Below are 24443 nucleotides of genomic sequence, written 5' to 3'. Positions count from 1 at the left end.
CGACCCTCAATGGGTCGCGTGAATCTCACTGAGCACCTGCACCACACGCTCGACCAAAGGAACCCCATGGACTTCGGAGTCGTCCTCCAGACCAACCCGCCCGCCTCGCGCACCGTCGCCCTCGCCGTCCTCGCCGAGACCTACGGCTTCGACTACGCGTGGACGTTCGACTCGCACCTGCTGTGGCAGGAGCCGTACGTCATCTACTCGCAGATCCTCGAGAAGACGCACCGGATCACCGTGGGGCCGATGGTGACCAACCCGGCGACGCGCGACTGGACGGTCATCGCCTCGCTGCACGCGACCCTCAACGAGATGTACGGCAACCGCACCGTGTGCGGGATCGGCCGAGGCGACTCCGCTGTGCGCGTGACCGGCGGCGCTCCGACGACGCTCAAGACGCTGCGGGAGTCGATCCACGTCATCCGCGAGCTCGCGAACAGCCGCTCGGTCGAGTACAACGGCTCGACCCTGCAGTTCCCGTGGAGCCGCGGCTCATCGCTCGAGATGTGGGTGGCGGCGTACGGTCCGCTCGCCCTCAAGCTCGCGGGCGAGGTCGGCGACGGCTTCATCCTGCAGCTGGCCGATCTCGACATCGCGCGCTGGATGATCGACACGGTCAAGCAGGCGGCGGCGAACGTCGGCCGCGACCCGGAGTCGCTGCAGTTCTGCGTCGCGGCGCCGATGTACATCGGGACCGACCGAGAGCACATGATCGACCAGTGCCGCTGGTTCGGCGGGATGGTCGGCAACCACGTGGCCGACATCGTGGGCCGCTACGGCACCTCCGGAGCCGTGCCGCAGGCGCTGACCGACTACATCGCCGGGCGCGAGGGCTACGACTACAACGAGCACGGCCGCGCCGGCAACAGCCACACGACGTTCGTGCCGGACGAGATCGTCGAGCGCTTCTGCGTGCTCGGCACGGCCGACGAGCACATCGAGAAGCTGAAGGCGCTCGCCGAGATCGGCGTGACGCAGTTCGCCGGCTACCTCCAGCACGACAACAAGGAGGAGACGCTGCGGGTGTACGGCGAGACCGTCATCCCGGCGCTGAGCCAGCACATCGTGGCGAAGGCATGACCTCGCGGGTCGCGACGCGCAGCGTGCTCCTCGGCGCGGCCGGCCTCCTCCTGCTCGCGCTGCTCTGGGAGGCGTACAAGGCGCTCGGCCCCGAGACCGGTGTGGTCCTCGGCGGTGTCACGGTGCTGCCGCGCACGAGCGCCATCGCGATGCCGCACCTGTGGGAGATCGCGGGGCGGCTCGTCGAGCCGGTCACCGGCGCGCGGAACGCTCCCGCGCTGTGGCTCGCGGTGCTGCAGGCGAGCGCGTTCTCGCTGGGCGTGGCCGCCGTCGGCTGGGTCGTCGGAGTGGTCGTCGGCCTGCTGCTGGCGCTGCTGATGCAGCGGTTCCGGACGGCGGAGTCGGCGGTCCTGCCGTGGATCGTGCTCAGCCAGACCGTGCCGCTGATCGCGATCGCGCCGCTCGTGCGCCGCTGGGGCTCGCAGCTCGAGCTGGGAGCCTTCAGCTGGGAGAACTGGATGTCGGTGGCGCTGATCGCCTCGTACCTCGCGTTCTTCCCCGTCTCGATCGGGGCGCTGCGCGGTCTCGGCTCGCCGTCGGCGAGCCAGATCGAGCTGATGCGGGTCTACGGGGTCGGCTGGTGGAAGACCCTGCTGCGCCTGCGCCTGCCGGCCAGCGTGCCGTACCTGATCCCCGCGCTGCGGCTCGGTGCGGTGAGCGCCGTCGTCGGCACGGTCGTCGCGGAGGTCTCGATCGGCCTGCGCGGCGGGATCGGCCGCATGATCATCGAGTTCGCCTCCGCCGCCGGCGGCGATCCCGCCAAGCCCTGGGCCCCGATCCTCGGCGCGGTGCTGGTGGGCCTCGCGGCCGCCGGTGCCGTCGCCCTGATCGGCACCGTCCTCCGTCCGTTCCGTCGAGGGGAGCAGCCCGCATGAGCGCGACAGCCCGCACGAGCACCGCAGCAGCCGAGAGCACCACGCAGGCGGCGGTCGTCGTCGACGCGGTCACCAAGACGTTCGCCGCGAAGAAGGCGGCGAGCGTCACCGCCCTGCAGGACGTGTCGCTCCAGATCGCGCCGGGGGAGTTCGTCTCGCTGATCGGCCCGTCCGGCTGCGGCAAGTCGACGCTGCTCCGCCTGATCGCCGATCTCGACGAGCCGAGCTCCGGCTCGATCACGGTGTTCGGCAAGACCGCCCGCCGCGCGCGCCTCGACCAGGAGTACGGGATCGCGTTCCAGCAGGCGGGGCTGCTGCCCTGGCGCACCATCCGGGCCAACATCGCGCTGCCGCTCGAGCTGCACGGAGTCGCGACCGCGGCCCGCCGCTCCCGCGTCGACGAGCTGCTCGCGCTGGTCGGGCTCGGCGACTTCGCCGACTCGTACCCCGACCAGCTGTCGGGCGGGATGCAGCAGCGCGTCGCGATCGCGCGGGCGCTCGCCGAGAGCCCCCGTCTGCTGCTCATGGACGAGCCGTTCGGCGCGCTCGACGAGATGACGCGCGAGCGGATGCAGACCGAGCTGCTGCGGATCCGCCAGGAGACCGGCGCCGCCGTCGTGTTCGTGACGCACTCGATCCCGGAGGCGGTGTTCCTCTCGGACCGCGTCGTCGTGATGTCGCCGCGGCCGGGCCGGATCAGGGACGTGCTCGACATCGCCCTGCCCGACTCCTCGGAGCGGAACGCCGGAGTCCGCGAGGACACCGCCTTCTTCCGCGACGTCGGCGCCGTGCGCGAGCTGCTGCACGGCGACGCTGCCGCCGTGCCGCGCGGGGTGGAGAACAGGTGAGCACCCCGGCGCTCGCGCGGACGATCCTCGCGCCGCTGCTGCTCGGGCTCGCGGCGGTCCTGCTCTGGCAGGTCGGCGTGACGGCGCTCGACGTGAAGCCGTTCGTCCTGCCGTCTCCGGTCGCGATCGGCACCGAGTTCGGCGCGAACCTCGCCTCCGTCGTCTCGGGGAGCGTCGTGACCGGGCGGAACGCCCTCGTCGGGCTCGTCGCGGGCGCGGTGCTCGCCGTGCTCGTCGCGGGGCTCTCGGCGCTGGCGCGCGTGTTCGACGGTCTCGTGGCTCCGATCGTGGCCGCCGCCGCCGTCGTGCCGATCGTGGCGCTCGCTCCGGTGCTCTACACGATGTTCGGCGCGAACGTCGAGACCGCCCGGCAGCTGGTCGCGGCGCTCGCGGTGTTCGTGCCCGTCTACATCAACACCCTGCGCGGGCTCCGCCAGGCGCTCCCGGTGCACCGCGATCTGATGCGCGCGTACGCGGCCTCGCCGTGGCAGACCGCGCGCACGATCACCCTGCCCGGCGCGGTGCCGTTCTTCTTCACGGGACTGCGCATCGCCTCCTCCCTCGCCGTGATCTCGGCTCTGGTCGCCGAGTACTTCGGCGGACCGGTCGGCGGGCTCGGCAAGTCGATCACCACGGCGGCATCGGGCAGCGACTACGCGCTCGCCTACGCCTACGTGCTCGGCGCCGTGCTCGTCGGCCTCCTCTTCTACTGCGTCACCGCCGGCCTCGAGGCCGTCGCGCTCCGACGCAGTCGCGCGCGCTGATCCCTCGGCCGCGAACTCCTCTCCCACCCGCACGACCCGCTCCACTGCACCGCCGCTCCACAGCACCGCCCGTTCGCGGGCACGTCCTGCACCACACCGCACCAGGAGGAACAGTGAACAGACGCACACGCATCGCGATGACCACGACGGCGGGCTTCGCCGTCGTCGGCCTCGCACTCACCGGCTGCAGCGCATCCGGCGGCGATTCCGGGGGCTCCGGCTCCTCGGGAGACCTCACGCCCGTGACCCTGCAGCTGCAGTGGGTCGCCCAGGCCCAGTTCGCCGGCTACTACGCCGCCGTCGACCAGGGCTACTACGAGGACGAGGGCCTCGACGTGACCATCGCCGAGGGCGGCGGCGACATCGTCCCGCAGGACGTCCTCGCCTCAGGAGACGCCGACTACGCGATCTCGTGGGTGCCCAAGGTGCTCGGCTCGATCGAGCAGGGCGCGAACATCACCGACGTCGCCCAGATCTTCGAGCGCAGCGCGACCACGCAGATCTCGTTCAAGGACAAGGGCATCACGTCTCCCGCCGACCTGTCGGGCAAGACCGTCGGCAGCTGGGGCTACGGCAACGAGTGGGAGCTCTTCGCCGGCATGCAGAAGGACGGAGTCGCGCTCGAGGACATCTCGCTCGTCCAGCAGCAGTTCGACATGAACGGCTTCCTCGCGGGCGACATCGACGCGGCGCAGGCGATGACCTACAACGAGTACGCGCAGGTGCTCGAGACGGTGAACCCGGACACCGGAGAGCTGTACCAGCCCGAGGACCTGGACGTCATCAACTGGAACGACGTCGGCACCGCGATGCTCCAGGACGCGATCTGGGCCGACGCCGACAAGCTCGAGAGCGACGACGCGTACGCCGACCAGACCGTCGCCTTCATCAAGGCGTCGATCAAGGGCTGGATCTACGCGAAGGACAACCCGGAGGAGGCGGCCGACATCGTCACCGCGGCCGGGTCGACGCTCGGCACCAGCCACCAGCTCTGGATGACCAACGAGGTCAACAAGCTGATCTGGCCCTCCACGAGCGGCGTCGGCGTGATCGACGAGGCCGCCTGGCAGCAGACGGTCGACATCGCGAAGGAGACGACGAACGAGACCGGCGCGACCATCATCAGCGAGGACCCGCCCGCGACCGCCTACTCGAACGAGTACGTCGAGAAGGCGCTGGCGGAGCTCGCCGACGAGGGCGTCGACACCAGCGGTGCCGACTACGAGCCGATCGAGGTGACCCTGGAGGAGGGCGGCGCCTGACGCCTCCTCGCCGGCGCTCTGACGGGGCGCCCTCCAGAAGCCGCGGTGGACGCTCGTGTCCGCCGCGGCTTCTGCGGGTTCGGGTCGCGCGCGACGGTGCGGTCTGCAGGTGCCGGTGCGGTCTGCAGGTGATGACCGCACTTCTCGAGCCGAGGATGCGGATGGAAGCGCTCTCGGCCTCCGAACTCCTGCAGATCGCACAAGCTCCTGCAGATCGTACGAACACCTGCAGACCGTGCGTGCACCTGCAGATCGTGCTGCCGAGTCCCTCCGATCGGAGCCCGGGCGGATCGCGGACCATCCGGCCGCAGGCCGATCCGGGGGAGTAGGCTGGACCCTTGTGACTACTTTCAAGAAGACGCCGTTCACCGTGAACGTGCGCGACCTCCTGGGCCGCCCGGGCGAGATGCGCGAGCACCGTCTCGACCTCGACGCGCCGGAGCAGTTCGGCGAGGGGATCGTCGCTGTCCGCAAGGGCGCGGCGCTCGATCTCGACATCCGTCTCGAGTCGGTCCACGAGGGCATCCTCGCCTCCGTCGAGGTCTCGGCCGAGGCCGTCGGCGAGTGCAGCCGCTGCCTCACCGACATCTCCCTGCCTGTCGATGTCGAGTTCCAGGAACTTTTCGCGTACTCTTCTGACGAAGCTTTCGACTATGAGGTTCACGACGACCACGTGGATCTTGAACCTCTGGTCAGGGATGCGGTGGTTCTGTCGCTGCCGTTCCAGCCGGTGTGCCGGCCGGATTGTCCGGGCCTCGACCCCGTCACGGGGGAGCGGCTGGCCGAATCCTCCGTGCCCGAGCCCGAGGCACCGCGCGACTCCCGGTGGGCCGCGCTCGCCGGGCTGGGAGACGCGGGGTCCGGTGGGGCCGCAGCGCCCGGAGCTTCCGCAGACAGCGCGTCCGTCACGGGCACGACCACAGACAACGGCGCGGGCGAGAGTGCCCGCACCGAATCCAACCAGAGGTAGAGAAGAGAGAATCATGGCTGTTCCCAAGAGGAAGAAGTCCCGCGCGAACACCCACATGCGCCGCTCGCAGTGGAAGGCCACGGCTCCCGCGCTCGTCAAGACCATCGAGCCCAACGGCAAGGTCGTCTACAGCCTCCCCCACCGCGCCAAGGTCGTCGAGGACGCTGCGGGCACCGCGCTGTTCCTCGAGTACAAGGGCCGCAAGGTCGCCGACGTCTGATTCGGCATCGCACCGCTCGTCGGTGCGAGTCGTGCGGTCCATGGTGAACCAGACCCCCGCAACACACTCCAGCGACGACCGGTCGCGTCTGGAGGCCACGCTCGGCGTGAGCCTCGACGGTGAGCTCTTCGAGCTCGCCCTGACGCACCGGTCGTTCGCTTTCGAGCACGGCGGACTCCCGCACAACGAGCGCCTCGAGTTCCTCGGCGACTCGATCCTCGGGCAGGCCGTGACGGTCATGCTCTACACCGAGTACCCGGCGCTCTCCGAGGGCGATCTGGCGAAGCGGCGCGCGAGCCTCGTCTCGACGGTGGCCCTCGCCGAGATCGCCCGCGGCATCGGGCTCGGCGAGCACCTCCGACTCGGTCGCGGCGAGGAGCTGACCGGCGGTCGCGACAAGGCGTCGATCCTCGCCGACACCGTCGAGGCCATCATCGGAGCCGTCTACCTCGGCACCGGGCCCGACGAGGCCCGCGATCTCGTGCTGCGCCTGATCGCGCCGCTGCGTGCCGATCCGCTGCGCTTCGGCGTCTCGATGGACCCCAAGACGAGCCTGCAGGAGGCGGCGGCCGAGCGCGGCGCACCGGCCCCGCGCTACGAGATCGCCGCCACGGGGCCCGACCACAACAAGGTGTTCGTGGCCACCGTCATCGTCGGCGGACTCGTCACCGCGCGCGGCGAGGGCACCAGCAAGAAGGCGGCCGAGATGGCCGCCGCTCTCGACGCCTGGACGCGCCTGGCCGAGACCGCGCCCGGCGAAGCGGTCCGCGCCTCCGCCGAGGGCTGAGCGTGCCCGAGCTGCCCGAGGTCGAGGTGGTGCGCGCCGGCCTCGCGCCGGCCGTCACCGGCTCGCTGGTCACGGGGGTCGAGATCGTCGACGAGCGCTCGCTGAAGCGCCACGTGCACGCGCACCCGTTCGAGCGGCTGCTGGTCGGACGCCGGCTGCAGGGCGCCGTGCGGCGCGGCAAGTTCCTCTGGCTGCCCGCGGGGCGCGAGGAGGCGCTGCTCGTGCACCTCGGCATGAGCGGTCAGGTGCTGCTGCGGACGGCCGACGCGCCGCTGGCCCGGCTGACGCGCATCCGCATCGCGATCGAGAACCCCGATCACGGGGAGCTCGCCCTGCACTTCGTCGACCAGCGCATCTTCGGCTCGATGGCGGTCGATGCCCTCGTTCCCACGAGTGACGGTGCGCCCGGCGGATTCGCGGGCGACGACGCCTCCGCCGGCGAGTGGCTGCGGGCGGTGCCGTCGCAGGTCGCGCACATCGCCCGCGATCCGCTCGACCCGTTCTTCGATCTCGCGGCCGTGGTCGCGGTGCTCGGGAGGCGGAACAGCGGCATCAAGCGCGCGCTGCTCGACCAGACGCTCGTCAGCGGCATCGGCAACATCTACGCCGACGAGTCGCTGTGGGCCGCCGAGCTGCATCCGGAGCGGCCGAGCTCCTCGCTCGGCGAGGCGCGGATCCGCCGCCTGTTCGCCGAGGTGCGCTCGGTGCTCGAGCGCGCGCTGGCCGAGGGCGGCACCAGCTTCGACGCGCAGTACGTCAACGTGAACGGCGCGTCCGGCTACTTCTCGCACTCGCTGAACGCCTACGGGCAGACCGGGAAGCCCTGCCCGCGCTGCGGCGAGGCGATCGTGCGGGTGCCGTTCATGAACCGCTCGTCGCACCTCTGCCCGCACTGCCAGCAGCTGCCGCGCTGACGCCCTCTCGCGGCAGGGGTCAGGCGGTCGTCTTCTCGGCGACGGGGGCGTGCTTGGCGTGCGCCACGAGGTGGCCGAAGAGGGAGGCGATCAGCGTGATCGCGGCGGCGAGTGCCAGACCCAGCCAGAGGCCGGCGTTCAACGCGAGGGCGCCGACGCCGGCACCCGCGCCGATGAGGACGACGGCGGTCAGACGGCGGAACCACGGCTGGCCCTTGCCTCCGCCGAGGCGCGAGTCGGCGGCGAGACCGGTGATCGTCGAGGTGACGACGACGGTCGTGACGTCCTTCACCGCGATGTGGCGGGCGGTCGCGGCCTGGAGGCCCATCGCGAGACCGAGGACCCCGGTCACGGTGAGGGCGAGCGGCTCCGGGTGCTGCGGGACGACTCCGAGCACGATCGCCAGCACGGCCATCACGATGCCGACGACGGTGAAGAGCCAGGTGGAGCGGGTGGTCCAGCCGGCTTTCACCGGGCGCAGCACGCGGCCGCCGATCGCGGCGCCCAGCATGAAGCCGGCGAGCGCGATGATCGGGCCGACGACGGGCAGGTCGTCCGCTCCGGCGAGGGCCATGCCGAGGATGACGACGTTGCCGGTCATGTTGCCGGTGAAGACGCGGTCGAGCCCGAGGTAGCCGACGGCGTCGATGATGCCGGTCGAGAAGGTCAGGGCGAGCATGAGCCCGAGGTGGACGTTGTCGGGGCGCGTGCGCAGGCGTTTGAACACGGGAGTCCTGTCGTCGGAGGGGAGGGGCGGGCGTGCGAGACACCACTTCTGCACGCCTCTGCCGGCGTGTCGCGTGCGCAGGCGGCAGGTCGCGAGGAGCGGAGGGGGTGCGCCGCCGATCCTGCCACGGATGCGCCACAGGCCCGAAACACACCGCCGCTAGCCTCGAAGCGATCGCGGGGCGGACCCGCGCGGGAAGGCGGCGGCGGATGCTGCAGGCGGAATGGGCGGTCCAGCCCGGTGAATCGGTGCCCGACGGGGTCGAGTACCTCGCGGCGACACCGCGGTCGGTGCTCTGGGGGCGCCTGCCCTGCGCGGCCGACCTGCCGGCGCTGACGATCGACTCCGGCACCGAGGTCGTCATCGACACGCTGAGCCACGAGGGCGTCCTGGAGGATCAGGGCCGCGACCCGCTCGCCTTCTTCGGTGGGCACGGCGTCGCTCCCGAGGGCGTGCTGCGCGATGCGATCGAGCTCGCCGCCTCCGGGCCCTTCCGCGACCCCGCGGTCGACGGACCGCACGTCGTCACCGGGCCCATCGCTGTCCGCGGCGCGCAGCCCGGCGACCTGCTCAGGATGACGCTGCTCGAGGCCGAGCCGCGCGTGCCCTACGGAGTGATCTCGAACCGGCACGGGCGCGGCGCGCTGCCGGGGGAGTACCCGCTGCAGGCCGGTCCGTTCAGCGCGTTCGCCCGGGTCGAGGACGGGGCCGACGGCGTGCGGCGCGGGGTGCTGCCCCTGGTGCCCGGAGGCGAGCGCTCGGCACGGTTCGAGCTGCACCCGTTCCTCGGGATCATGGGCGTCGCGGTCGCGGGCGACGTGCGGCCGCACTCCGTGCCTCCGGGAGCGCACGGCGGCAACATCGACATCTCGCTGCTCACCGCGGGCGCGAGCCTCTACCTGCCGGTGCAGGTGGAGGGCGCACTCGCCTACGTCGGCGACCCGCACTTCGCGCAGGGCGACGGCGAGGTGGCGCTGACGGCGATGGAGGCGAGCCTGCGGGTCCGGGTGCGCTTCGAGGCCGTGCCGCAGGCGGAGGCGCTGGCCGAGTTCGGTTCGCTCGTCGGACCGCTCGGCGAGACGACCGAGTTCCTCGTGCCGACAGGGATGGACGAGGACCTCGACGTGGCGGTGCAGAACTGCGTGCGCGCCGCGATCGCGCTGCTGCAGGCCCGCTACGGGATGGACGCGAGCCTCGCCTACGCGTATCTCAGCGCCGCGACCGACTTCAACATCTCGCAGGTCGTCGACCTGGTGAAGGGCGTGCACGCCCGCGTGCGGACCGCGGACTTCGATGACTGACCCGCGGGTGACCTCGCTCGAGGGCGAGCTGCCGGACGGCCTCGTCGACGCGGTCGAGGCGTACGAGGCGGCGCTCGCGGCCGACGACGTGCCGGCCCTCGCGGACGCCTTCGTCCGTGCGCCGACGACGCTCCGCGGCGACGCCTCCGGACTGCTCGTGGGGCACGAGGCGATCACCGGCTTCCGCGGGCGGCGGGGCGGGACGCCTCCGCGCGCCCTGGCCGAGCTGCACGTGCGGGCGGTCGACGCGGACACGGCGCTGGTCGTCACCGTGAATCTGCCCGCCCGGGGCGGGCGGGGGCTCGTCACGCAGCTGTGGGCGCGCGACTCCGGGGTCTGGCGCGTGCGGGCGGCTCAGGTGCAGGCACCGGCTCCCGCGCTGGACGCGCGGGTCTGGCGCGCGGTGGGGGCGCCGCTCGTGCCGGCCGCCGCCTCCGGCGCGCTCGACGGCCTCGACGTCGCGGTGAAGGACCTCTTCGCGATCGAGGGGCAGCGGATCGGCGCCGGGCTGCCGGCGCGACTGGCGGAGGCGCCGCTCGAGACGACGACGGCGCCGGCGGTGGCGATGCTGCTGCGCGCCGGAGCCGCGGTGCGCGGGATCGCGCAGACCGACGAGTTCGCGTACAGCATCGCGGGGCGCAACTCCGGCTACGGAACCCCGCCGAATCCTGCGGTGCCGGGGGCGATCCCCGGCGGCTCCTCCAGCGGACCGGCGACCGCGGTGTCGCTCGGGCAGGCGTCGGTCGGGCTCGTCACGGACACGGCGGGGTCGATCCGGGTGCCGGCGTCGTACCAGGGCCTGTGGGGCCTGCGCACGACGCACGGCGCGGTGCCCGTCGCGGGACTCTTGCCGCTGGCGCCGAGCTTCGACACGGTCGGCTGGCTCACCCGCGACCTCGCGACGCTGCGCCGGGTCGCGGCCGTCGGGCTGGGCGGGGCCGCTCAGGAGGCGGCCGGGGGCTTCGTGGTGGCGGAGGCGCTGCTCGAGCGGGTCGACGCCCCGGTGCGCGCGGCGTTCGCGGCGGTGGTCGACGAGCTCTCGCCGGAGCGGATCACGCTGCCGACGGTGGCCGAGATGTTCGAGGCGTTCCGGCTGGTGCAGGCGGCGGAGGCGTGGGCGTCCGACGGCGAGTGGGTCGCGGCACATCCCGGCGTGCTGGCGGCGGACGTGCAGGCCCGGTTCGACTCGGCGGCGCGGGTGGACGCGGCGACGGAGGCGGAGGCGCGGGCGCGGCTCGTCGGGTTCCGCGCGGCGCTCGACGAGGCGCTCGACGGGCGGGTGCTGCTCCTGCCGTCCGCGTCGTCGGTCGCTCCGGCGCTCGACGCCTCGGCCGAGGTCATCGACGCGGCGCGGACGGCGACGCTCGGGCTGACGTGCCTCGCGGGGATCGGCGGATACCCGGCGCTGTCGGTGCCGCGACTGGTGGTCGACGGGAAGCCCGTCGGGCTGTGCCTGGTGGGGCCGCGGGGGACGGATCGGGCGCTGCTGGAGGTGGCGGCGGGGCTCGCCGGCTAGCTCGCTTCCGGGGTGCGAGGGTCTCGATACGCCCGCTTCGCGGGCTACTCGACCAGCAGGCAGCGCCGTCTCGAGACCCGCCTCCGCGTGCAGGATCCCGAAACACCGGAGAAACGTCTGTTGCGTAGAATGGGCGACTGAAACAGGTTTTTCTCTGCCCGTCCGTCTGTGAAGAGGTGGTCCCCATCCCGTCCGTGCCCGCGCCCTCGACGTTCCTCCCGATCGACCCGCCGCCGCGGCTGCTGATGGGCCCGGGCCCGATCAACGCGGATCCGCGCGTCCTGCGTGCGATGTCGGCTCAGCTCGTCGGCCAGTACGACCCGGCGATGACCGCCTACATGAACGAGACGCAGGAGCTCTACCGCCGCGTGTTCGACACCGCGAACGAGAAGACGCTGCTCGTCGACGGCACCAGCCGTGCGGGCATCGAGGCCGCGCTCGTCTCGATGCTCGAGCCGGGCGACCGCGTGCTCGTGCCGGTCTTCGGCCGCTTCGGGCACCTCCTCCGCGAGATCGCCGAGCGCTGCGGAGCCGAGGTGCACGTGATCGAGGCGGAGTGGGGGCAGGTCTTCCCGGTCTCGGTCATCGCCGAGGCGATCGAGCGGGTGAGGCCGAAGGTGCTCGCCGTCGTGCACGGCGACACCTCGACGACGATGGCGCAGCCGCTCGAGGAGCTCGGCGCGCTGTGCGACAAGCACGGCGTGCTCTTCTACACCGACGTCACCGCGTCGCTCGCGGGCAACGTCTTCCACGCCGACGAGCTCGGGCTCGACGCGGTCACGGCCGGCCTGCAGAAGTGCCTCGGCGGGCCCTCGGGCTCGGCCCCGGCGACGTTCTCGCCGAAGGCCGTCGCGGTGATCGAGTCGCGCAAGTCGATCGAGGCGGGCATCCGCGACGCGGGAGACGCCGTGAACGCGCACCCGATCCGCTCGAACTACTTCGACCTCGGCATGATCTTCGACTACTGGGGCCCGCGGCGGCTCAACCACCACACCGAGGCGACGACGATGCTGTTCGGCGCGCGGGAGTGCGCGCGGATCATCGTCGAGGAGGGCCTCGAGAACACGATCGAGCGGCACGTGCTGCACGGCGCCGCGATGCTCGCGGGAGTCCGCGGCCTCGGGCTCGAGGTGTTCGGCGACGTCGCGCACAAGATGAACAACGTCGTCGCGGTGCACATCCCCGAGGGAGTGAACGGCGACGCGGTGCGCGGCACGATGCTGGAGGACTTCGGGATCGAGATCGGCACCTCCTTCGGACCGCTGCACGGCAGGGTCTGGCGCATCGGCACGATGGGCTACAACGCCCGCACCGACGCGGTGCTGACCACGCTCGCCGCGCTGGAGGCGGTGCTGCGGCGCGCGGGTGCCTCCGTGGCCGCGGGCGGCGGAGTCGCGGGCGCCTACGAGGTGTACGAGGGCGCACGGTGAGCAGCGTCGACGCCGCCGAGATCATGGCGCGCTGCGACGAGCTCGCCGCCGTCTCGAGCACGCGCGGCGCGATCGAGCGCGTCTACCTCTCGCCCGAGCACGCCCGCGTCAACGCGATGGCGGCGCGCTGGATGGAGGACGCCGGGATGCGCTCGTGGCAGGACGCCGCGGGCAACCAGTGCGGGCGCTACGAGGGATCGACGCCGGGTCTGCCGGCGCTGCTGCTCGGCTCGCACCTCGACACCGTGCCGAACGCGGGCCGCTACGACGGGATCCTCGGCGTCGTGCTGGCGATCGCGGTCGTCTCGCGGCTGCACGCCTCCGGGACCCGGCTGCCGTTCGCGATCGAGGTCGTCGCGTTCGGCGACGAGGAGGGCACCCGCTTCGGCACGGCGCTGCTCGGCTCGCGCGCCGTCGCGGGCACCTGGGACGAGCACTGGTGGGAGCTCGAGGACGCGCACGGCACGACCCTCGTCGAGGCGTTCCACGAGTTCGGCCTCGACCCCTCGCGGATCGCCACCGCCGCGCGGGACGCCGACGACGTGCTCGCCTACCTCGAGACGCACATCGAGCAGGGCCCGTACCTCGAGGAGGCCGACCGCGCTCTCGGCGTCGTCTCCTCCATCGCGGGCGCGCGCCGCTTCGCGCTTACTCTCACCGGCAAGGCCGGCCATGCGGGAGGCGTGCCGTTCGACCGCCGCCGCGACGCGCTGACGGGGGCGGCCGAGGCCGTGCTGGCCGTCGAGCGCATCGCGCGCGAGCACGGCGCCATCGCCACCGTCGGGCGCCTCGAGGCGTTCCCCGGAGCGGTCAACGTGATCCCGGGGCGCGTCGAGTTCAGCCTCGACCTGCGCGCCGAGTTCGACGACGTCCGCGATCGCGTGTGGGACGAGATCCAGCACGCGATGTCGGAGTCGGCCCGTCTCCGCCGGCTCGCCCTCACCGTCGAGGAGACCCACTCCGCCCCGGCCGTGGTCGCCGCCGAGCGGCTGCAGGACGTCGTCCGGCAGGGCATCCGCGCGACCGGCGATGCGGAGCCGATGGTGCTCTTCTCGAAGGCCGGGCACGACGCGATGGCGATCGCCGAGCTCACCGAGTACGCGATGCTCTTCGTCCGCTGCGAGGGCGGAGTGAGCCACCACCCCGACGAGAACGTGACCGAGGCCGACGTGGCCACCGCGCTCGACGCGTTCGAGGCCGCGGTGCACGCCTTCGCCGAGGCTCGGGCGTGACCGAGACGGCCGCGCCCTCGATCGGGCACCGGATCGACGCGAGCTACGCCTCGCTGTCGCGTCAGGAGCAGCGCGCGGCCGACTTCATCCTCGACCACCTCGGCGACCTGGCGATCTACACCGCGACCGAGCTCGCGCAGCACAGCGGAGTCTCGAAGGCCACGGTCTCGCGTCTGTTCCGTCGCCTCGGCTTCTCGAACTCGCAGGAGGTGCGCGAGCACGCCCGCGCGCTCCGCAGCTCCGGTGTCCCGGTCGGCCCCGCCTCCGCCGGCGAGCCGGGCGACGCGCTCGCCGCCCACCTCGACAGCGAGCGCGCGAACCTGCTCCGCCTGGCGACCACCCTCTCGGGCGGCCGGCTGGAGGCGGCGGTGACCCTGCTCGCCGAGGCGCGGGAGGTCGTCGTGATCGGGATGCGCAACAGCTACCCCGTCGCGCTGCACCTCCGGCAGCAGCTCGCCCAGGCGCGCACCCGGGTCAGGATCGCCCCGCAGCCGGGCCAGTCGCTCGGCGAGGAGATCGCCGGCCTCGACGCCCAGGACGTCGTCGTGCTGGTCGGCTTCCGCCGCCGGCCCGCCTCGTTCTCGGCGCTCGTCGAGGTCCTCGCCGCGCACGGCGTGCCGGTGGTCCTCCTCGCCGACCCGCAGGCGCGGCGCTTCGCCGACCGCGTCTCGGTCTGGCTCGAGTGCCCGGTCGACAGCGACGCCCCCTTCGACAGCTACGCGGCGGCGATGAGCGCGGCGGCCCTGCTCGCCTCCGGAGTGCTCGGCGCGGCGCCGCGCGACGCCCGCGAGCGCATCGCCGGCATCAGCACGGTCTACTCGGAGCTGTCCGAGATCGAGGACCGCGCGTGAGCGCCGCCGCCGAGCTGATCCGCGATCACGCCCGGCATCCCGTCGGCCGGTCCGACGCGGCCACCCCCGCGCTCGGGCGCAGCGAGCTGATCACCCCGACCTGCGGCGACCGCCTCGAGGTGAGGGTGAGCGGCTCGGCGTCGCACGTCGATCTCGCCTGGAGCGGTCGCGGCTGCGAGGTCTCGCAGGGATCGGCGTCGCTGATGGCCGACGAGCTCGACGGGCGCAGCGCCTCCGACATCCGCGCGCGCATCGACTCCTTCCTCGACGCGATGGGGCGTCGGGAGGCCGACGCGGGGCTCGGTCAGGAGTCGGCGCTGCTCGCCGTGGCGGGCAACCCGGTGCGCTCGGTCTGCGCGACGCTCGCCTGGCGGGCGCTGCTCGGTGCGCTCGACGCGGGGGAGCTGGCGTGAGCGGGCTCGTCGTCGTCGAGTCCTTCGGAGAGATCGCCGCACTCGATCTCGAGGGCGCCCGCCGAGCGCAGCAGCTCGCGCGCCCCGGTGTCCCCGCTCGCCCCGCGCGCGATCGCGGGCCAGTGCGCCGCGCCGAGCAGCACGGGATGGCCGGGGCGCCCGCCGTAGACCGCGCGGGCGAGCGCGCCGGGTCCGTCGGGCGAGCGGTCGAGGATGCGCGCGCCGACCTCGGCCGGTTCGTCGGGCAGGTCCACGAGCGTCACCAGAGCGGCGTCGCCGTCGGCCGCCGCGAGCCCGGCGCGGAGCGACGCCGACAGTCCGTCCGCCCACTCGGCCGCCACGACGATCCGGGCGCTCGGTGGAACGAGCACCCGCGCCCGGGCCGCCTCGGCGCCGAGGACCACCAGCACGCGCGCGCAGCCGACCGCCTCGAGCCGGCGCACCGCGCTCTCGACCCACGGCGTGCCGTCCTCGGAGTGACGCAGCGCCTTCGGTCCGCCCGCGCGACGCCCCGCGCCCGCCGCGAGCACGATCCCGGTCACCGCGCGCGCATCCATCCGTTCATCGTGCCCCACCCCGCCACCCGACGAGGAGACTCCATGTCCGCCACCCCCGATACGCGCGAGGCCCTGCTCGCCTGCCTGGCCGTTCCGCGCTGGGCCGACGAGGTCGCCGCCGGCGCGCCCTACGCCTCGACCGACGCCCTGGCGGACGCGGCCGACCGGGTCGCGCGCTCGCTGACCGCCGAGGAGGTGGAGGCGGCGCTGGCCGACCACCCCCGGATCGGAGAGCGGCACGCGGGCGCGGGGCGCTCCTCCGAGTTCTCCGCCGCCGAGCAGGCCTCGAGCCTCTCGAGCGACGAGGTGCTGGCCGAGCGCCTGCTCGCCGGCAACCGCGCCTACGAGGAGCGCTTCGAGCGGGTGTTCCTCATCCGCGCGGCCGGCCGCGACCGGGCCGCGATCGTCGCGGAGCTCGAGCGCCGGCTCGGCCTCGACGACGACACCGAGCGCGCGATCGTCGCCGACCAGCTGCGCGAGATCACGGTGCTGCGCGTCCGCGCACTCGGCCCCGAGACGGGCGCGATCGTGGCGGAGGCGCACTCGTGAGCGCGCACGCGAGCCACGTCACGACCCACGTGCTCGACGCGGTGCTCGGGCGCCCGGCGCGCGACGTGCCGGTCGCGCTCGAGGCGCGCACCGACTCCGGCTGGTCCTCCGTGGCGACGGCGAGGACCGACCCCGACGGGCGCGTCGGGGTCTTCGGTCCGGAGGCGCTGCCCGCAGGGGTCTACCGCGTCGTCTTCGACACGGGCGCCTACTTCGGCCCCGACGCGTTCTACCCGGAGGTCGTGGTCGCCTTCCGTCTCGACGACGTCGACGCGCACTACCACATCCCCCTCCTGCTCAGCCCGTTCGCCTACTCGACCTACCGGGGGAGCTGAGCGTGCAGCTCCAGGACGTCCTCGACGCCCCCCAGCTCCGGATCCGCGCCGTCTACACCACCCCGGAGGCGCTCGCGCGACCGGTCAACTGGACCTTCACGACCGACCTGCTCGATCCGCGCCGCTACCTCGCCCGCGACCAGCTGGTGCTCACCGGGCTGGTCTGGCGCCGCACCCCCGAGGACAGCGAGACCTTCGTCTCGGCGGTCGCCGCCTCGGGCGCGGTCGCGCTGCTGGCCGGAGAGGGGCTCTACGGCTTCGTGCCCGACGACGTGATCGCCGCGTGCCGCGCCCACGGAGTCGCGCTGTTCGCCGTCCCCGCCGACGTCTCGTTCGCCTCGATCACGACGCACCTCTCGAACACGCTCGCGGGAGACCGCGTCGCCCGCCTGACCGCCGGCCTCGCACGCCAGCGGGAGCTGCTCACCGAGGTGTACCGCGGTCAGCTGCTCGACGAGCTGATCACCCGCACCTCGACCGAGCTCGGCCGTCCCGTGCGCGTGCTGACCTCGACCGGCCGCGTCGCCGCCTCCGCCGAGCCGATCGGACTGACCGAGATCGAGCGCGTCGTGCGCGCCGGGCTCAGCGCTCGGCGGAACCCCGTGACGGTGCCCGACGCCCACGGCGGTGTGCTGTCGGTCTTCGTCGTCGCCGGAGCCGGCGAGCACCGGGCGACCTCCTGGTTCGTCGTGGTCGCGGGCGACTGGAACGAGTGGCACCCCTCGCTGCTGGACGCGGTCACGGAGCTCACCGGAGTCGTCGGCCTCTACCGGCTGCAGCGCGACTCCGCGATGCTCGCCGACTCCGCCCTCGCCGACCGGCTCCTCGAGCTGATCGAGGAGGACAGCGAGCAGCCCGAGACGGCGGTGTACCTGCGCCAGCTCGGCCTCGCGGGCGGGGGACGCTGCGTGGTGGTGGCGGCGGGATTCGAGGAGGGAGCCTCCTCCGATCTCGCGCGCTGGCTGCTCACCGACGCGGCCTCGCACCTCGGCCGCGCCGTCGTCGGCCAGGACGCCCAGGGCTGCGCGGTCGCGATCGTGCCGATCGAGGGCTCGGCCGAGATCCCGATCGGAGCGGATCCGCTCGCCGTGGTCACCGCGGCCCTGCGCCGGGCGGGAGTCGGACTCGATGGACCGGTGCTGCGCGTGGGGACGAGCGCTGCGACCGGGCTGTCGGCACTCGGTGGCGCGCTCCGCTCGGCCCGCTACGGGATGCTGCTTCCGGGCGCCCCCGGCGACGCCTCGGCGGTGCGGATCAGCGACTCGGGCGAGGTCACCTCGGCCGTGCAGCTGCTGACCGCGGTCCCCGACCACCTCCGCTCCGTGTTCGTAGAGCTCGTGCTCGGCCGGCTCGTCGAGCACGACGCCCGCTACAACTCGCAGCTCGTGGCGACGCTCTCGGCGTTCCTCGAGTGCGGAGGCTCGTGGGTGCGCACCGCGGAGCAGACGCACCTGCACCTCAACACGGTCCGCTACCGGATCGCCCGGGTCGAGGAGCTGACGCAGCGCGACATGTCGGACACGTCGGACCGGGCGGACCTCTTCCTGGCGCTGCAGCTGCGCTAGCGGGCGGTGACGGGCTCGAACCACGGGACGAGCTCGACGAGACCGTCAGGGTAGGCGGCGGCCCGCTGGACGAGCTCGTCGGTGAGCACTGTCGTGAAGACGGTGAAGACCGGCTCGGGGTCGTCGCTGAAGCCGTCGGTCGGCTGCCGGAGGCCGGAGTCGAGCACGGTCCCGGACGGGGCGAAGACCGGATCGCTCTCGACCTCGCGCAGGTCGGCCGCGGTGAACGCGGACTGCCGGACGCACAGCGCGTCGGGGAAGGCGCCGGCGAGATCGGCGGCGACCTGCTCCGGATCCGCGTCGGCGGCGACGGCGAGGAGCACGATCGCGGTGTCGTCATCGAGGAAGGTCTGCCCGTTGCCGAGGAGGACGTCGGGGTGCGCGCGCTGGTACTCGGCGGCGGCTCCCGTGCCCAGCGCCGACATCGACGCCCAGCCGCCCTCGGGCGTGGTGCAGCCGACGGGCGGGGGGAAGGGCTGCGCGCTCGTGGACGCGAGCTTCTCCTCGTCGGTCGCGAAGCTCGGAGCCGGATCCGGCGTCGGGGTCGAGGTGGACGGCGCGTAGCGCTCGTCGTCGAGGCTCTCGAGCTGGAACGTCCGGCCGGAGAGGGTCCCGATGACGAAGGCGGGAACGATGTCGACGCCCTCCTCGGTGCGGACGAGCATGCCCTGAGCCGCCAGCCGGGCGCGGAGGTCCTCCGCGGTGATCCCGGTGACAGCGAGTCCCTCGCACGGCGGGAGGCCCGTGCTGAAGCCGGGATCGATGTCGTGCCTGCAGATCCGGGCCGAGTCGCCCTCGAACCAGACGTCGACTCCGGCGGCGACCCACTGGCCGGGAGTCGGCACGGGGGAGGAGGCTCCGGTCTGCGCCGTGCTCGCGCAACCGGTGAGCCCGAGAGCGAGCAGTGCGGCGGCGAGGGACGCGGAGCGGAGGCGCATGCACCGACGCTAGCGCGCGGCTCGCGGTGCGCCCATGGCTGAGGCGAGTCGCGCCGGTGACGACGGCAGGTGGCGCGCCCCGCTACTCCGGAGCCGCGACCCGCCGCCCCCGCACGTGCACCGCCGCGATCGCCGGTTCGCGCAGCCCCATCAGCAGCGCGAACAGCAGCTGCGCGGTCGCCCGCTCCTCGTCGTCGGCCCGCACCCCGTGCGCGAGCACATCGGCGAGCGGCTCCCAGCGGTCGGGCTCGATGCGGAGGAAGTCCGCGTCCTTGCCGAGGTCGAAGTTGCCGAAGCGCTCCTCCATGTCGAGGGCGCGCGCTCCCGCCAGCGTCGCCGTGAACAGCAGCTCGGCCGGGTGCAGCGCGACCGCCGCGCCGCCCTCCTCCGACAGGTGGACCTTGAAGGCGTCGTTCGCGACCCGCGAGAGCAGCCACTCGTCGCCCGCGCCCACATCGCTGCCGAGCGCGACGGTCACTCCGGAGCCGGTCGTCCGGCGCCAGGGCATCGTCCCCGAGCCGAGGAACTGCTGCGAGGTGGGGCAGTGCGCAATGGAGGTGCCCGTCTCGGCCATCCGGTGCAGCTCCGCGTCCTGGCAGTGCACGGCGTGCGCCAGGATCGTCCGGCGGCCGAGCAGCGAGGAGCCGCCCCGCGCGGATCCCGGCAGGAAGAGTCCGTCGTAGGTGTCGAGGTAGCTGCGCGTGCCGTACAGCTCGCGGACGGCGGCGATCTCGCCGTCTCCCGGCCGGTCGTTCTCGTTGAGGTGGCTGTGCACGTAGACGCCGCGGTCGCGCACGGAGTCGTAGAGCTCGCCGAGTCCGGCGAGCGTCGTCGGGGTGACCGACAGGGAGAAGCGCGGCACGATCGCGACCTGCAGCAGCGCCGTCACGGCGTCTCCGGTGTCGATCGCGTGCCAGCGCTCGATCTCGTCGGACACGAGGGTGAGCGCGTCCTCCTCCGAGGTGAGCAGCGGCGCGGCGGAGGAGGGGCCGACGGTCTGGATGCCGCGGCCGGACACGGTCCGCAGGCCCGCCGACCGGCTCGCCTCGAACAGCGCGTCCTGCGCGTGCGGGAACGCCGAGCCGAAGACCATCGCCGCGGTCGTCCCGGCCTGCACGCGCCGGCGGGTGAATGCGCGCGCGATCCGGGTCGCGAACGCCTCGTCGGCGAGGCGCGCCTCCGCCGGGAACACCGCGGTGTCGAGCCACTCGAGCAGCTGACCGCCGCCGAACGCATCGGTCGTGAAGGTCTGCGGGAAGTGCACGTGGGTGTCGACGAAACCGGGCAGGAGGAACGCGGACGCGTCGCCCGTCACCGGCCAGTCGGCGTAGTCGCCCGGGAGCGAGCGGAAGGGCCCGGCCCAGGCGATCGTGCCGGCGTCGTCGACGACGAGGGCGCCGTCCGGGACCGACACGAGTGCCGCCTCGGCCTCGGCGAGCGAGGGCCGACCGGCGACGTGCAGGAGGTGCCCGCGGTGGACGCCCCGGCTCACACCAGACCCGTGTAGGCGTACCACGCGGGCCCCGCGTCGGGCGCGTCGTCGCGGATGACGCTCGCCTGGATGAGGCCGTACGGCCGGTCGTCGGCGTGGAAGACCTCGTTGTCGTTCGAGACTCCGAACGGCGAGAGGTCGTAGACGAAGTGGTGCTTGTTGGGCGCCGACAGGCGGATCTCGACGATCTGCGGGTACTCCTCCAGCACGGCCTTCCCCATCTCGAAGAGGGTCTGCTGCAGAGCGAGCGAGTGCACGGTGGCGAAGCGGCTGATCATCAGCGCCTTGACGCCGGCGTAGACGCCCTCCCAGTCGGTGGCGGCGAGCTCCTCCTCGGTCAGGGCGAAGCGCCACTTGGCGACGAGGGAGGTGGCCATCACCCGGTCGTTCGTCGGCTGGAGCACCGTGTAGGGGTCGGTGAGGAAGCCGTGGAACTCGCTGCCGGTCGACTTGAGGATGGTCAGATCCTTGAAGCCGCCGGTCACCCACACGCGCTGCTCGTCGCCCGCGCCCTCGACGGTGACGGAGGCGATGCGCACCTCCTGGCCCTTCCGGACCCAGGTGTGGTCGTGCTCCTCGCCGTCGACGAGCACGCGCTCCCAGGCGAACTCCTCGATCTCGATGCGGGCGCCGTGCACGGGCGCGTAGCCGTCGACGAAGTGCCGGGCCAGCTCGAGTCCGTAGGCCTCGATCGAGCGCAGGCCCTTCTCCTTGGCGAAGGAGTAGGCGGTCTGCTTCTGCGTGTCGGTGGGCAGGACCGCCGACTGGTCGCCCTCGAGGTGCGCGGCGTCGAAGTCGCCGCGGAGCGCGGTCGACACGTTGACGTCGTGGATCTCGTGCCGCGGGCTGTCGCGGTAGATCCGGACGACGCGGTTCTCGGCCTTCCCGTACTGGTGGTCTCCGAGGATGATCGACATGTCCGCTCCTGTTCGGGTCGTGGTGGGCGTGACCCCGTCTGTCAGGATCCCGCGGCCGAGGTGCGGCTCGCGCCTCCCGATGCGCCGAATCCGCCGCCGCCGCTCGGCCAGTCTTGTGCGATCCGCCCGCGCGGGCTCCGAGAACCGCGCGAGTTCACACGCTCGAAACGTCCCCGGAACACGCCTCTTCGGGACGCGCTCCGCGGCGCGTCGCGTGCCGGAGCGGCCTCTCGAGGACGTCAGAGGTGCGGGCGGGCCAGGAGGCGGCCGACCGGAGCCTGCGTCGACGCGGTCACCGCGACTCCGCCGACCCAGGTGGCCGCGACGGCCCCGCGGAGGACCCGGCCGTCGTAGGCGGAGACCTTGTTCTTGTGCGCGAGAGCACCGACATCGACTCTGGCCTGGGCCTCCGGATCGAACGCCACCAGATCGGCGTCGGCGCCCGCTCGCAGCAGACCCTTCTGCCCGAGTCCGGCGAAGGCGGCGGTGCCGGTCGACATCCAGGCGACGACCTGCTCGAGCGGGATCCCGCGCTCGTGCGCGCCCGTCCAGATCGCGCGGAAGCTCAGCTCGAGTCCCGAGATGCCGCCCCAGGCGAGGCCGAAGTCGCCGTCGTGCGCGAACTTCAGCTCGGCGGTGGCGGGGGAGTGGTCGGAGGCGATGATGTCGATCGTGCCGTCGAGCAGGCCCTTCCAGAGCAGCTCGCGGTTGCGCTCGTCGCGGATGGGCGGGCAGCACTTGAACTCGGTCGCGCCGTCGGGGATCGAGGCGGCGTCGAAGGTGAGGTAGTGCGGGCAGGTCTCCGCGGTGATCCGCAGGCCCTCGGCCTTCGCCTCGCGCAGCAGGGGCAGGGCGTCGGCGGAGGAGAGGTGCAGGATGTGCGCGCGGCCGCCGGTCTCGCGGACCGCCTCGATCACGTGCAGGATCGCGCTCTTCTCGGAGGCGGGCGGCCGCGAGTCGACGAAGGCGCCGTAGGAGGTGCCTCCGTCGTTCGCGCTCGACTCGAGCTCGGCCGGGTCCTCGGCGTGGACGATCAGCAGGCCGTCGAACGCGGCGATCTCGTGCATCGCCTCGAACAGCTGCTCGGTGCTGAGGTGCGGGAACTCGTCGACACCGCTCGGCGAGAGGAAGCACTTGAAGCCGAAGACGCCGGCGTCGTGCAGTTCGCGGAGCGTCCCCAGGTTGCCGGGGACCGCCCCGCCCCAGAAGCCCACATCGACGAGGGCCTGGGGGCCGGCGGCGGCGCGCTTGGCCTCGAGACCCGCCACGGTGGTCGTCGGCGGGATCGAGTTGAGCGGCATGTCGATGATCGTGGTGACGCCTCCGGCCGCGGCGGCCCTCGTGGCGGAGGCGAAGCCCTCCCACTCGGCGCGGCCCGGCTCGTTGACGTGCACGTGCGTGTCGACGGCCCCCGGGATCAGCACCTGACCCTCGGGCAGCACGACCTCCTGGGCGGTCCGCCACGGGGCGTCGAACGCGCCGACCGCGACGATCAGGCCCTCGGCGATCGCGACGCTCGCCGGCTGCCGGCCGTGCTCGGTCAGCACAGCGGAGGAGCGGATCACGAGGTCGAGCGAGGGAGCGTCGGAAGGCATGGATCGACCCTATACTCGGCATGTTTCCTGCGTGTGAGCGCCCGCCGGCCGCTCCTCGCCCCCGGCAGCGACGCCTCCCACCGTCGCCGCGAGGAGGTCACCGTGCTCGAACTGGCCGTGCCGATCCTCGAGCGCGTCGAGGCGGGTCAGCGCGTCGCCGTGGTGACCGTGACGCACGTCTTCGGATCCGCTCCGCGGGCCCTCGGCTCGTCGATGGCGGTCGACGCGGACGGTGCCGCGATCGGCTCGATCTCCGGCGGCTGCGTCGAGGCGCAGGCGTACGCGCTGGCGCAGGAGGTGCTCGGCGAGGGCGGCAGCGCCTCCGAGCACTTCGGCTTCGACGACGAGGCGGCGTTCGCCGCCGGCCTCTCGTGCGGCGGGCAGCTGCGGGTGCTCGGGCACTCCGTCGACGCGTCGTCCGGGGCGGTGCTGGCCGAGCTGCGGGCGGCCAGGGCGGGGCGTCCAGCCGGGCTCGCGATGATCGTCGGCGGTCCCCAGGAGCTCGTCGGGCTGGTCCTCACCGGCGCGACGCGCGCGCAGGACGTGGTCGGCCCCCACCTCGACGACGACACCGTGCGCCGGATCCTCGCCGAGCGGACGGCCCGCATGCTGTCGGGCCGCTCCGCGAGCGTCGAGATCGACTGCCAGGGCACCGAGCTCGAGGTGACCTACATCGTCCACGCCGAGAAGCCGCGCCTGCTCGTCTTCGGCGCCGTCGACTTCTCGGCCGCCCTCTGCGCCGCGGGCGCGCTGCTCGGCTACCGCGTGACCGTCTGCGACGCCCGCCCGGTCTTCGCGACCGCCGAGCGCTTCCCCGCCGCCGACGAGGTGGTCGTCGAGTGGCCCTCCGACTACCTCGCGAGCACGTCCGTCGACAGGCGCACGGTGATCGCCGTGCTCACCCACGACGAGAAGTTCGACATCCCGCTGCTCGAGCTCGCACTGACGCTGCCGGTCGCGTACGTCGGCGCGATGGGCTCGCGGCGCACCCACGAGCGCCGGCTGGGGCTGCTGCGCACGGCGGGGGTCGCCGAGGAGGCGCTGGCCCGCCTGCACTCGCCGATCGGACTCGACATCGGAGCGTCCACGCCGGAGGAGACGGCGGTGTCGATCCTCGCCGAGGTGCTCGCCGTGCGCTCCGGTGCCTCCGGCACGCCGCTCGCCGGCCGCGCCGGGCCCATCCACGCCGCGCGCTGACCTGCTCCGCGCAGACTCCGCACGGGGCCACGGCGCCTCGGCGTACGTGCGCCCGAGCAGAGACCGGCGGGGGCCGATCGGGGGCCGGGCGGAAACCGACGGGAA

25 protein-coding genes are annotated in these 24443 nt (G+C 73.1%); 19 read left to right on the top strand and 6 right to left on the bottom strand.

Annotated elements, in window-relative coordinates:
- Nucleotides 1-66: 66 nt before the first annotated feature.
- The 9 genes from GSU68_RS10280 to mutM all read left to right on the top strand — a co-directional run bounded on the left by GSU68_RS10280 (nt 67) and on the right by mutM (nt 7723).
- Nucleotides 67-1083 (top strand): TIGR03842 family LLM class F420-dependent oxidoreductase, encoded by a 1017-nt coding sequence (locus GSU68_RS10280; protein ID WP_159910242.1) that lies wholly within the window; start codon nt 67-69, stop codon nt 1081-1083.
- Nucleotides 1080-1958: an ABC transporter permease subunit gene (locus tag GSU68_RS10275; protein WP_159907998.1), complete on the top strand. Its 879-nt coding sequence runs from the start codon at nt 1080-1082 to the stop codon at nt 1956-1958. The genes GSU68_RS10280 and GSU68_RS10275 overlap by 4 nt, the downstream gene beginning before the upstream one ends.
- Nucleotides 1955-2806 carry an ABC transporter ATP-binding protein gene (locus tag GSU68_RS10270; protein ID WP_159907996.1) on the top strand — a complete coding sequence of 284 codons (852 nt, stop codon included), beginning with the start codon at nt 1955-1957 and terminating at the stop codon, nt 2804-2806. Before GSU68_RS10275 ends, GSU68_RS10270 begins: the two co-directional genes overlap by 4 nt.
- Nucleotides 2803-3570, top strand: a complete 768-nt coding sequence (locus tag GSU68_RS10265; protein ID WP_159907994.1) for an ABC transporter permease subunit — start codon at nt 2803-2805, stop codon at nt 3568-3570. The genes GSU68_RS10270 and GSU68_RS10265 overlap by 4 nt, the downstream gene beginning before the upstream one ends.
- 113 nt (nt 3571-3683) lie before the next feature.
- Nucleotides 3684-4832, top strand: a complete 1149-nt coding sequence (locus GSU68_RS10260; RefSeq protein ID WP_244259236.1) for an ABC transporter substrate-binding protein — start codon at nt 3684-3686, stop codon at nt 4830-4832.
- A gap of 406 nt (nt 4833-5238) precedes the next feature.
- Nucleotides 5239-5802, top strand: coding sequence for a YceD family protein (locus GSU68_RS10255; RefSeq protein ID WP_159910240.1), 564 nt, complete (start codon nt 5239-5241; stop codon nt 5800-5802).
- Between the two features lie 13 nt (nt 5803-5815).
- The gene (gene rpmF, locus GSU68_RS10250; protein ID WP_056044186.1) at nt 5816-6022 is read left to right on the top strand and encodes a 50S ribosomal protein L32; all 207 of its coding nucleotides are present in this window, start codon (nt 5816-5818) and stop codon (nt 6020-6022) included.
- 40 nt (nt 6023-6062) lie between these two features.
- A complete protein-coding gene (gene rnc, locus GSU68_RS10245; RefSeq protein WP_159907992.1) occupies nt 6063-6809 on the top strand; it encodes a ribonuclease III in 747 nt (248 codons plus the stop codon).
- Between the two features lie 2 nt (nt 6810-6811).
- Nucleotides 6812-7723 (top strand): bifunctional DNA-formamidopyrimidine glycosylase/DNA-(apurinic or apyrimidinic site) lyase, encoded by a 912-nt coding sequence (gene mutM / locus GSU68_RS10240; protein ID WP_159907990.1) that lies wholly within the window; start codon nt 6812-6814, stop codon nt 7721-7723.
- A gap of 19 nt (nt 7724-7742) precedes the next feature.
- On the opposite strand, the gene GSU68_RS10235 is transcribed toward mutM, so the two are convergent.
- Nucleotides 7743-8450, bottom strand: a complete 708-nt coding sequence (locus tag GSU68_RS10235) for a YoaK family protein (RefSeq protein ID WP_244259235.1) — start codon at nt 8448-8450, stop codon at nt 7743-7745.
- A 209-nt stretch (nt 8451-8659) separates the two neighbouring features.
- On the opposite strand from GSU68_RS10235, the gene GSU68_RS10230 reads away from it, so the two are divergent.
- The 6 genes from GSU68_RS10230 to GSU68_RS10205 all read left to right on the top strand — a co-directional run bounded on the left by GSU68_RS10230 (nt 8660) and on the right by GSU68_RS10205 (nt 15193).
- Nucleotides 8660-9751: an acetamidase/formamidase family protein gene (locus GSU68_RS10230; RefSeq protein ID WP_159907988.1), complete on the top strand. Its 1092-nt coding sequence runs from the start codon at nt 8660-8662 to the stop codon at nt 9749-9751.
- The gene (locus GSU68_RS10225; protein ID WP_159907985.1) at nt 9744-11267 is read left to right on the top strand and encodes an AtzH-like domain-containing protein; all 1524 of its coding nucleotides are present in this window, start codon (nt 9744-9746) and stop codon (nt 11265-11267) included. Before GSU68_RS10230 ends, GSU68_RS10225 begins: the two co-directional genes overlap by 8 nt.
- A gap of 245 nt (nt 11268-11512) precedes the next feature.
- Nucleotides 11513-12697: an alanine--glyoxylate aminotransferase family protein gene (locus GSU68_RS10220; protein ID WP_159910238.1), complete on the top strand. Its 1185-nt coding sequence runs from the start codon at nt 11513-11515 to the stop codon at nt 12695-12697.
- Nucleotides 12694-13929, top strand: a complete 1236-nt coding sequence (locus GSU68_RS10215; protein WP_244259234.1) for an allantoate amidohydrolase — start codon at nt 12694-12696, stop codon at nt 13927-13929. The genes GSU68_RS10220 and GSU68_RS10215 overlap by 4 nt, the downstream gene beginning before the upstream one ends.
- The gene (locus tag GSU68_RS10210; protein ID WP_159907983.1) at nt 13926-14780 is read left to right on the top strand and encodes a MurR/RpiR family transcriptional regulator; all 855 of its coding nucleotides are present in this window, start codon (nt 13926-13928) and stop codon (nt 14778-14780) included. Before GSU68_RS10215 ends, GSU68_RS10210 begins: the two co-directional genes overlap by 4 nt.
- Nucleotides 14777-15193: an iron-sulfur cluster assembly scaffold protein gene (locus GSU68_RS10205; RefSeq protein WP_159907980.1), complete on the top strand. Its 417-nt coding sequence runs from the start codon at nt 14777-14779 to the stop codon at nt 15191-15193. The genes GSU68_RS10210 and GSU68_RS10205 overlap by 4 nt, the downstream gene beginning before the upstream one ends.
- Here the strand turns inward: GSU68_RS10205 and GSU68_RS10200 are convergent.
- Complete coding sequence (locus tag GSU68_RS10200; protein ID WP_159907978.1) at nt 15085-15750, bottom strand: NTP transferase domain-containing protein; 666 nt, start codon at nt 15748-15750, stop codon at nt 15085-15087. The genes GSU68_RS10205 and GSU68_RS10200 overlap by 109 nt on opposite strands.
- A gap of 42 nt (nt 15751-15792) precedes the next feature.
- Here GSU68_RS10200 and uraD point away from each other — a divergent pair, with 42 nt between their 5' ends.
- The 3 genes from uraD to GSU68_RS10185 are packed head-to-tail and all read left to right on the top strand — an operon-like array spanning nt 15793 to nt 18199.
- Nucleotides 15793-16299, top strand: coding sequence for a 2-oxo-4-hydroxy-4-carboxy-5-ureidoimidazoline decarboxylase (gene uraD, locus GSU68_RS10195; protein WP_159907975.1), 507 nt, complete (start codon nt 15793-15795; stop codon nt 16297-16299).
- Nucleotides 16296-16634, top strand: a complete 339-nt coding sequence (gene uraH, locus GSU68_RS10190) for a hydroxyisourate hydrolase (protein WP_159907972.1) — start codon at nt 16296-16298, stop codon at nt 16632-16634. Before uraD ends, uraH begins: the two co-directional genes overlap by 4 nt.
- 2 nt (nt 16635-16636) lie before the next feature.
- Nucleotides 16637-18199 (top strand): PucR family transcriptional regulator, encoded by a 1563-nt coding sequence (locus GSU68_RS10185; protein ID WP_159907970.1) that lies wholly within the window; start codon nt 16637-16639, stop codon nt 18197-18199.
- On the opposite strand, the gene GSU68_RS10180 is transcribed toward GSU68_RS10185, so the two are convergent.
- From GSU68_RS10180 to allB, 4 genes are all read right to left on the bottom strand, one after another.
- Nucleotides 18196-19137, bottom strand: coding sequence for a hypothetical protein (locus GSU68_RS10180; protein WP_159907967.1), 942 nt, complete (start codon nt 19135-19137; stop codon nt 18196-18198). The genes GSU68_RS10185 and GSU68_RS10180 overlap by 4 nt on opposite strands.
- An 82-nt stretch (nt 19138-19219) precedes the next feature.
- Nucleotides 19220-20629: an amidohydrolase family protein gene (locus GSU68_RS10175; protein ID WP_159907964.1), complete on the bottom strand. Its 1410-nt coding sequence runs from the start codon at nt 20627-20629 to the stop codon at nt 19220-19222.
- A complete protein-coding gene (pucL, locus tag GSU68_RS10170) occupies nt 20626-21546 on the bottom strand; it encodes a factor-independent urate hydroxylase (protein ID WP_159907962.1) in 921 nt (306 codons plus the stop codon). Before pucL ends, GSU68_RS10175 begins: the two co-directional genes overlap by 4 nt.
- A gap of 239 nt (nt 21547-21785) precedes the next feature.
- Entirely contained in the window at nt 21786-23141 is a 1356-nt protein-coding gene (gene allB / locus GSU68_RS10165; protein ID WP_159907959.1) for an allantoinase AllB, read from the bottom strand.
- Nucleotides 23142-23243: 102 nt separating this feature from the next.
- Between allB and GSU68_RS10160 the strand changes: the two genes are divergently transcribed.
- Nucleotides 23244-24338 carry an XdhC/CoxI family protein gene (locus GSU68_RS10160; protein WP_159907956.1) on the top strand — a complete coding sequence of 365 codons (1095 nt, stop codon included), beginning with the start codon at nt 23244-23246 and terminating at the stop codon, nt 24336-24338.
- Nucleotides 24339-24443 lie beyond the last annotated feature (105 nt).

Origin of the sequence: Rathayibacter sp. VKM Ac-2759, assembly GCF_009834225.1 — a bacterium.
Classification (GTDB): domain Bacteria; phylum Actinomycetota; class Actinomycetes; order Actinomycetales; family Microbacteriaceae; genus Rathayibacter.
The sequence above is the reverse complement of the archived record's forward strand: the minus strand, read 5'-3'. Positions and strand labels throughout refer to the sequence as shown.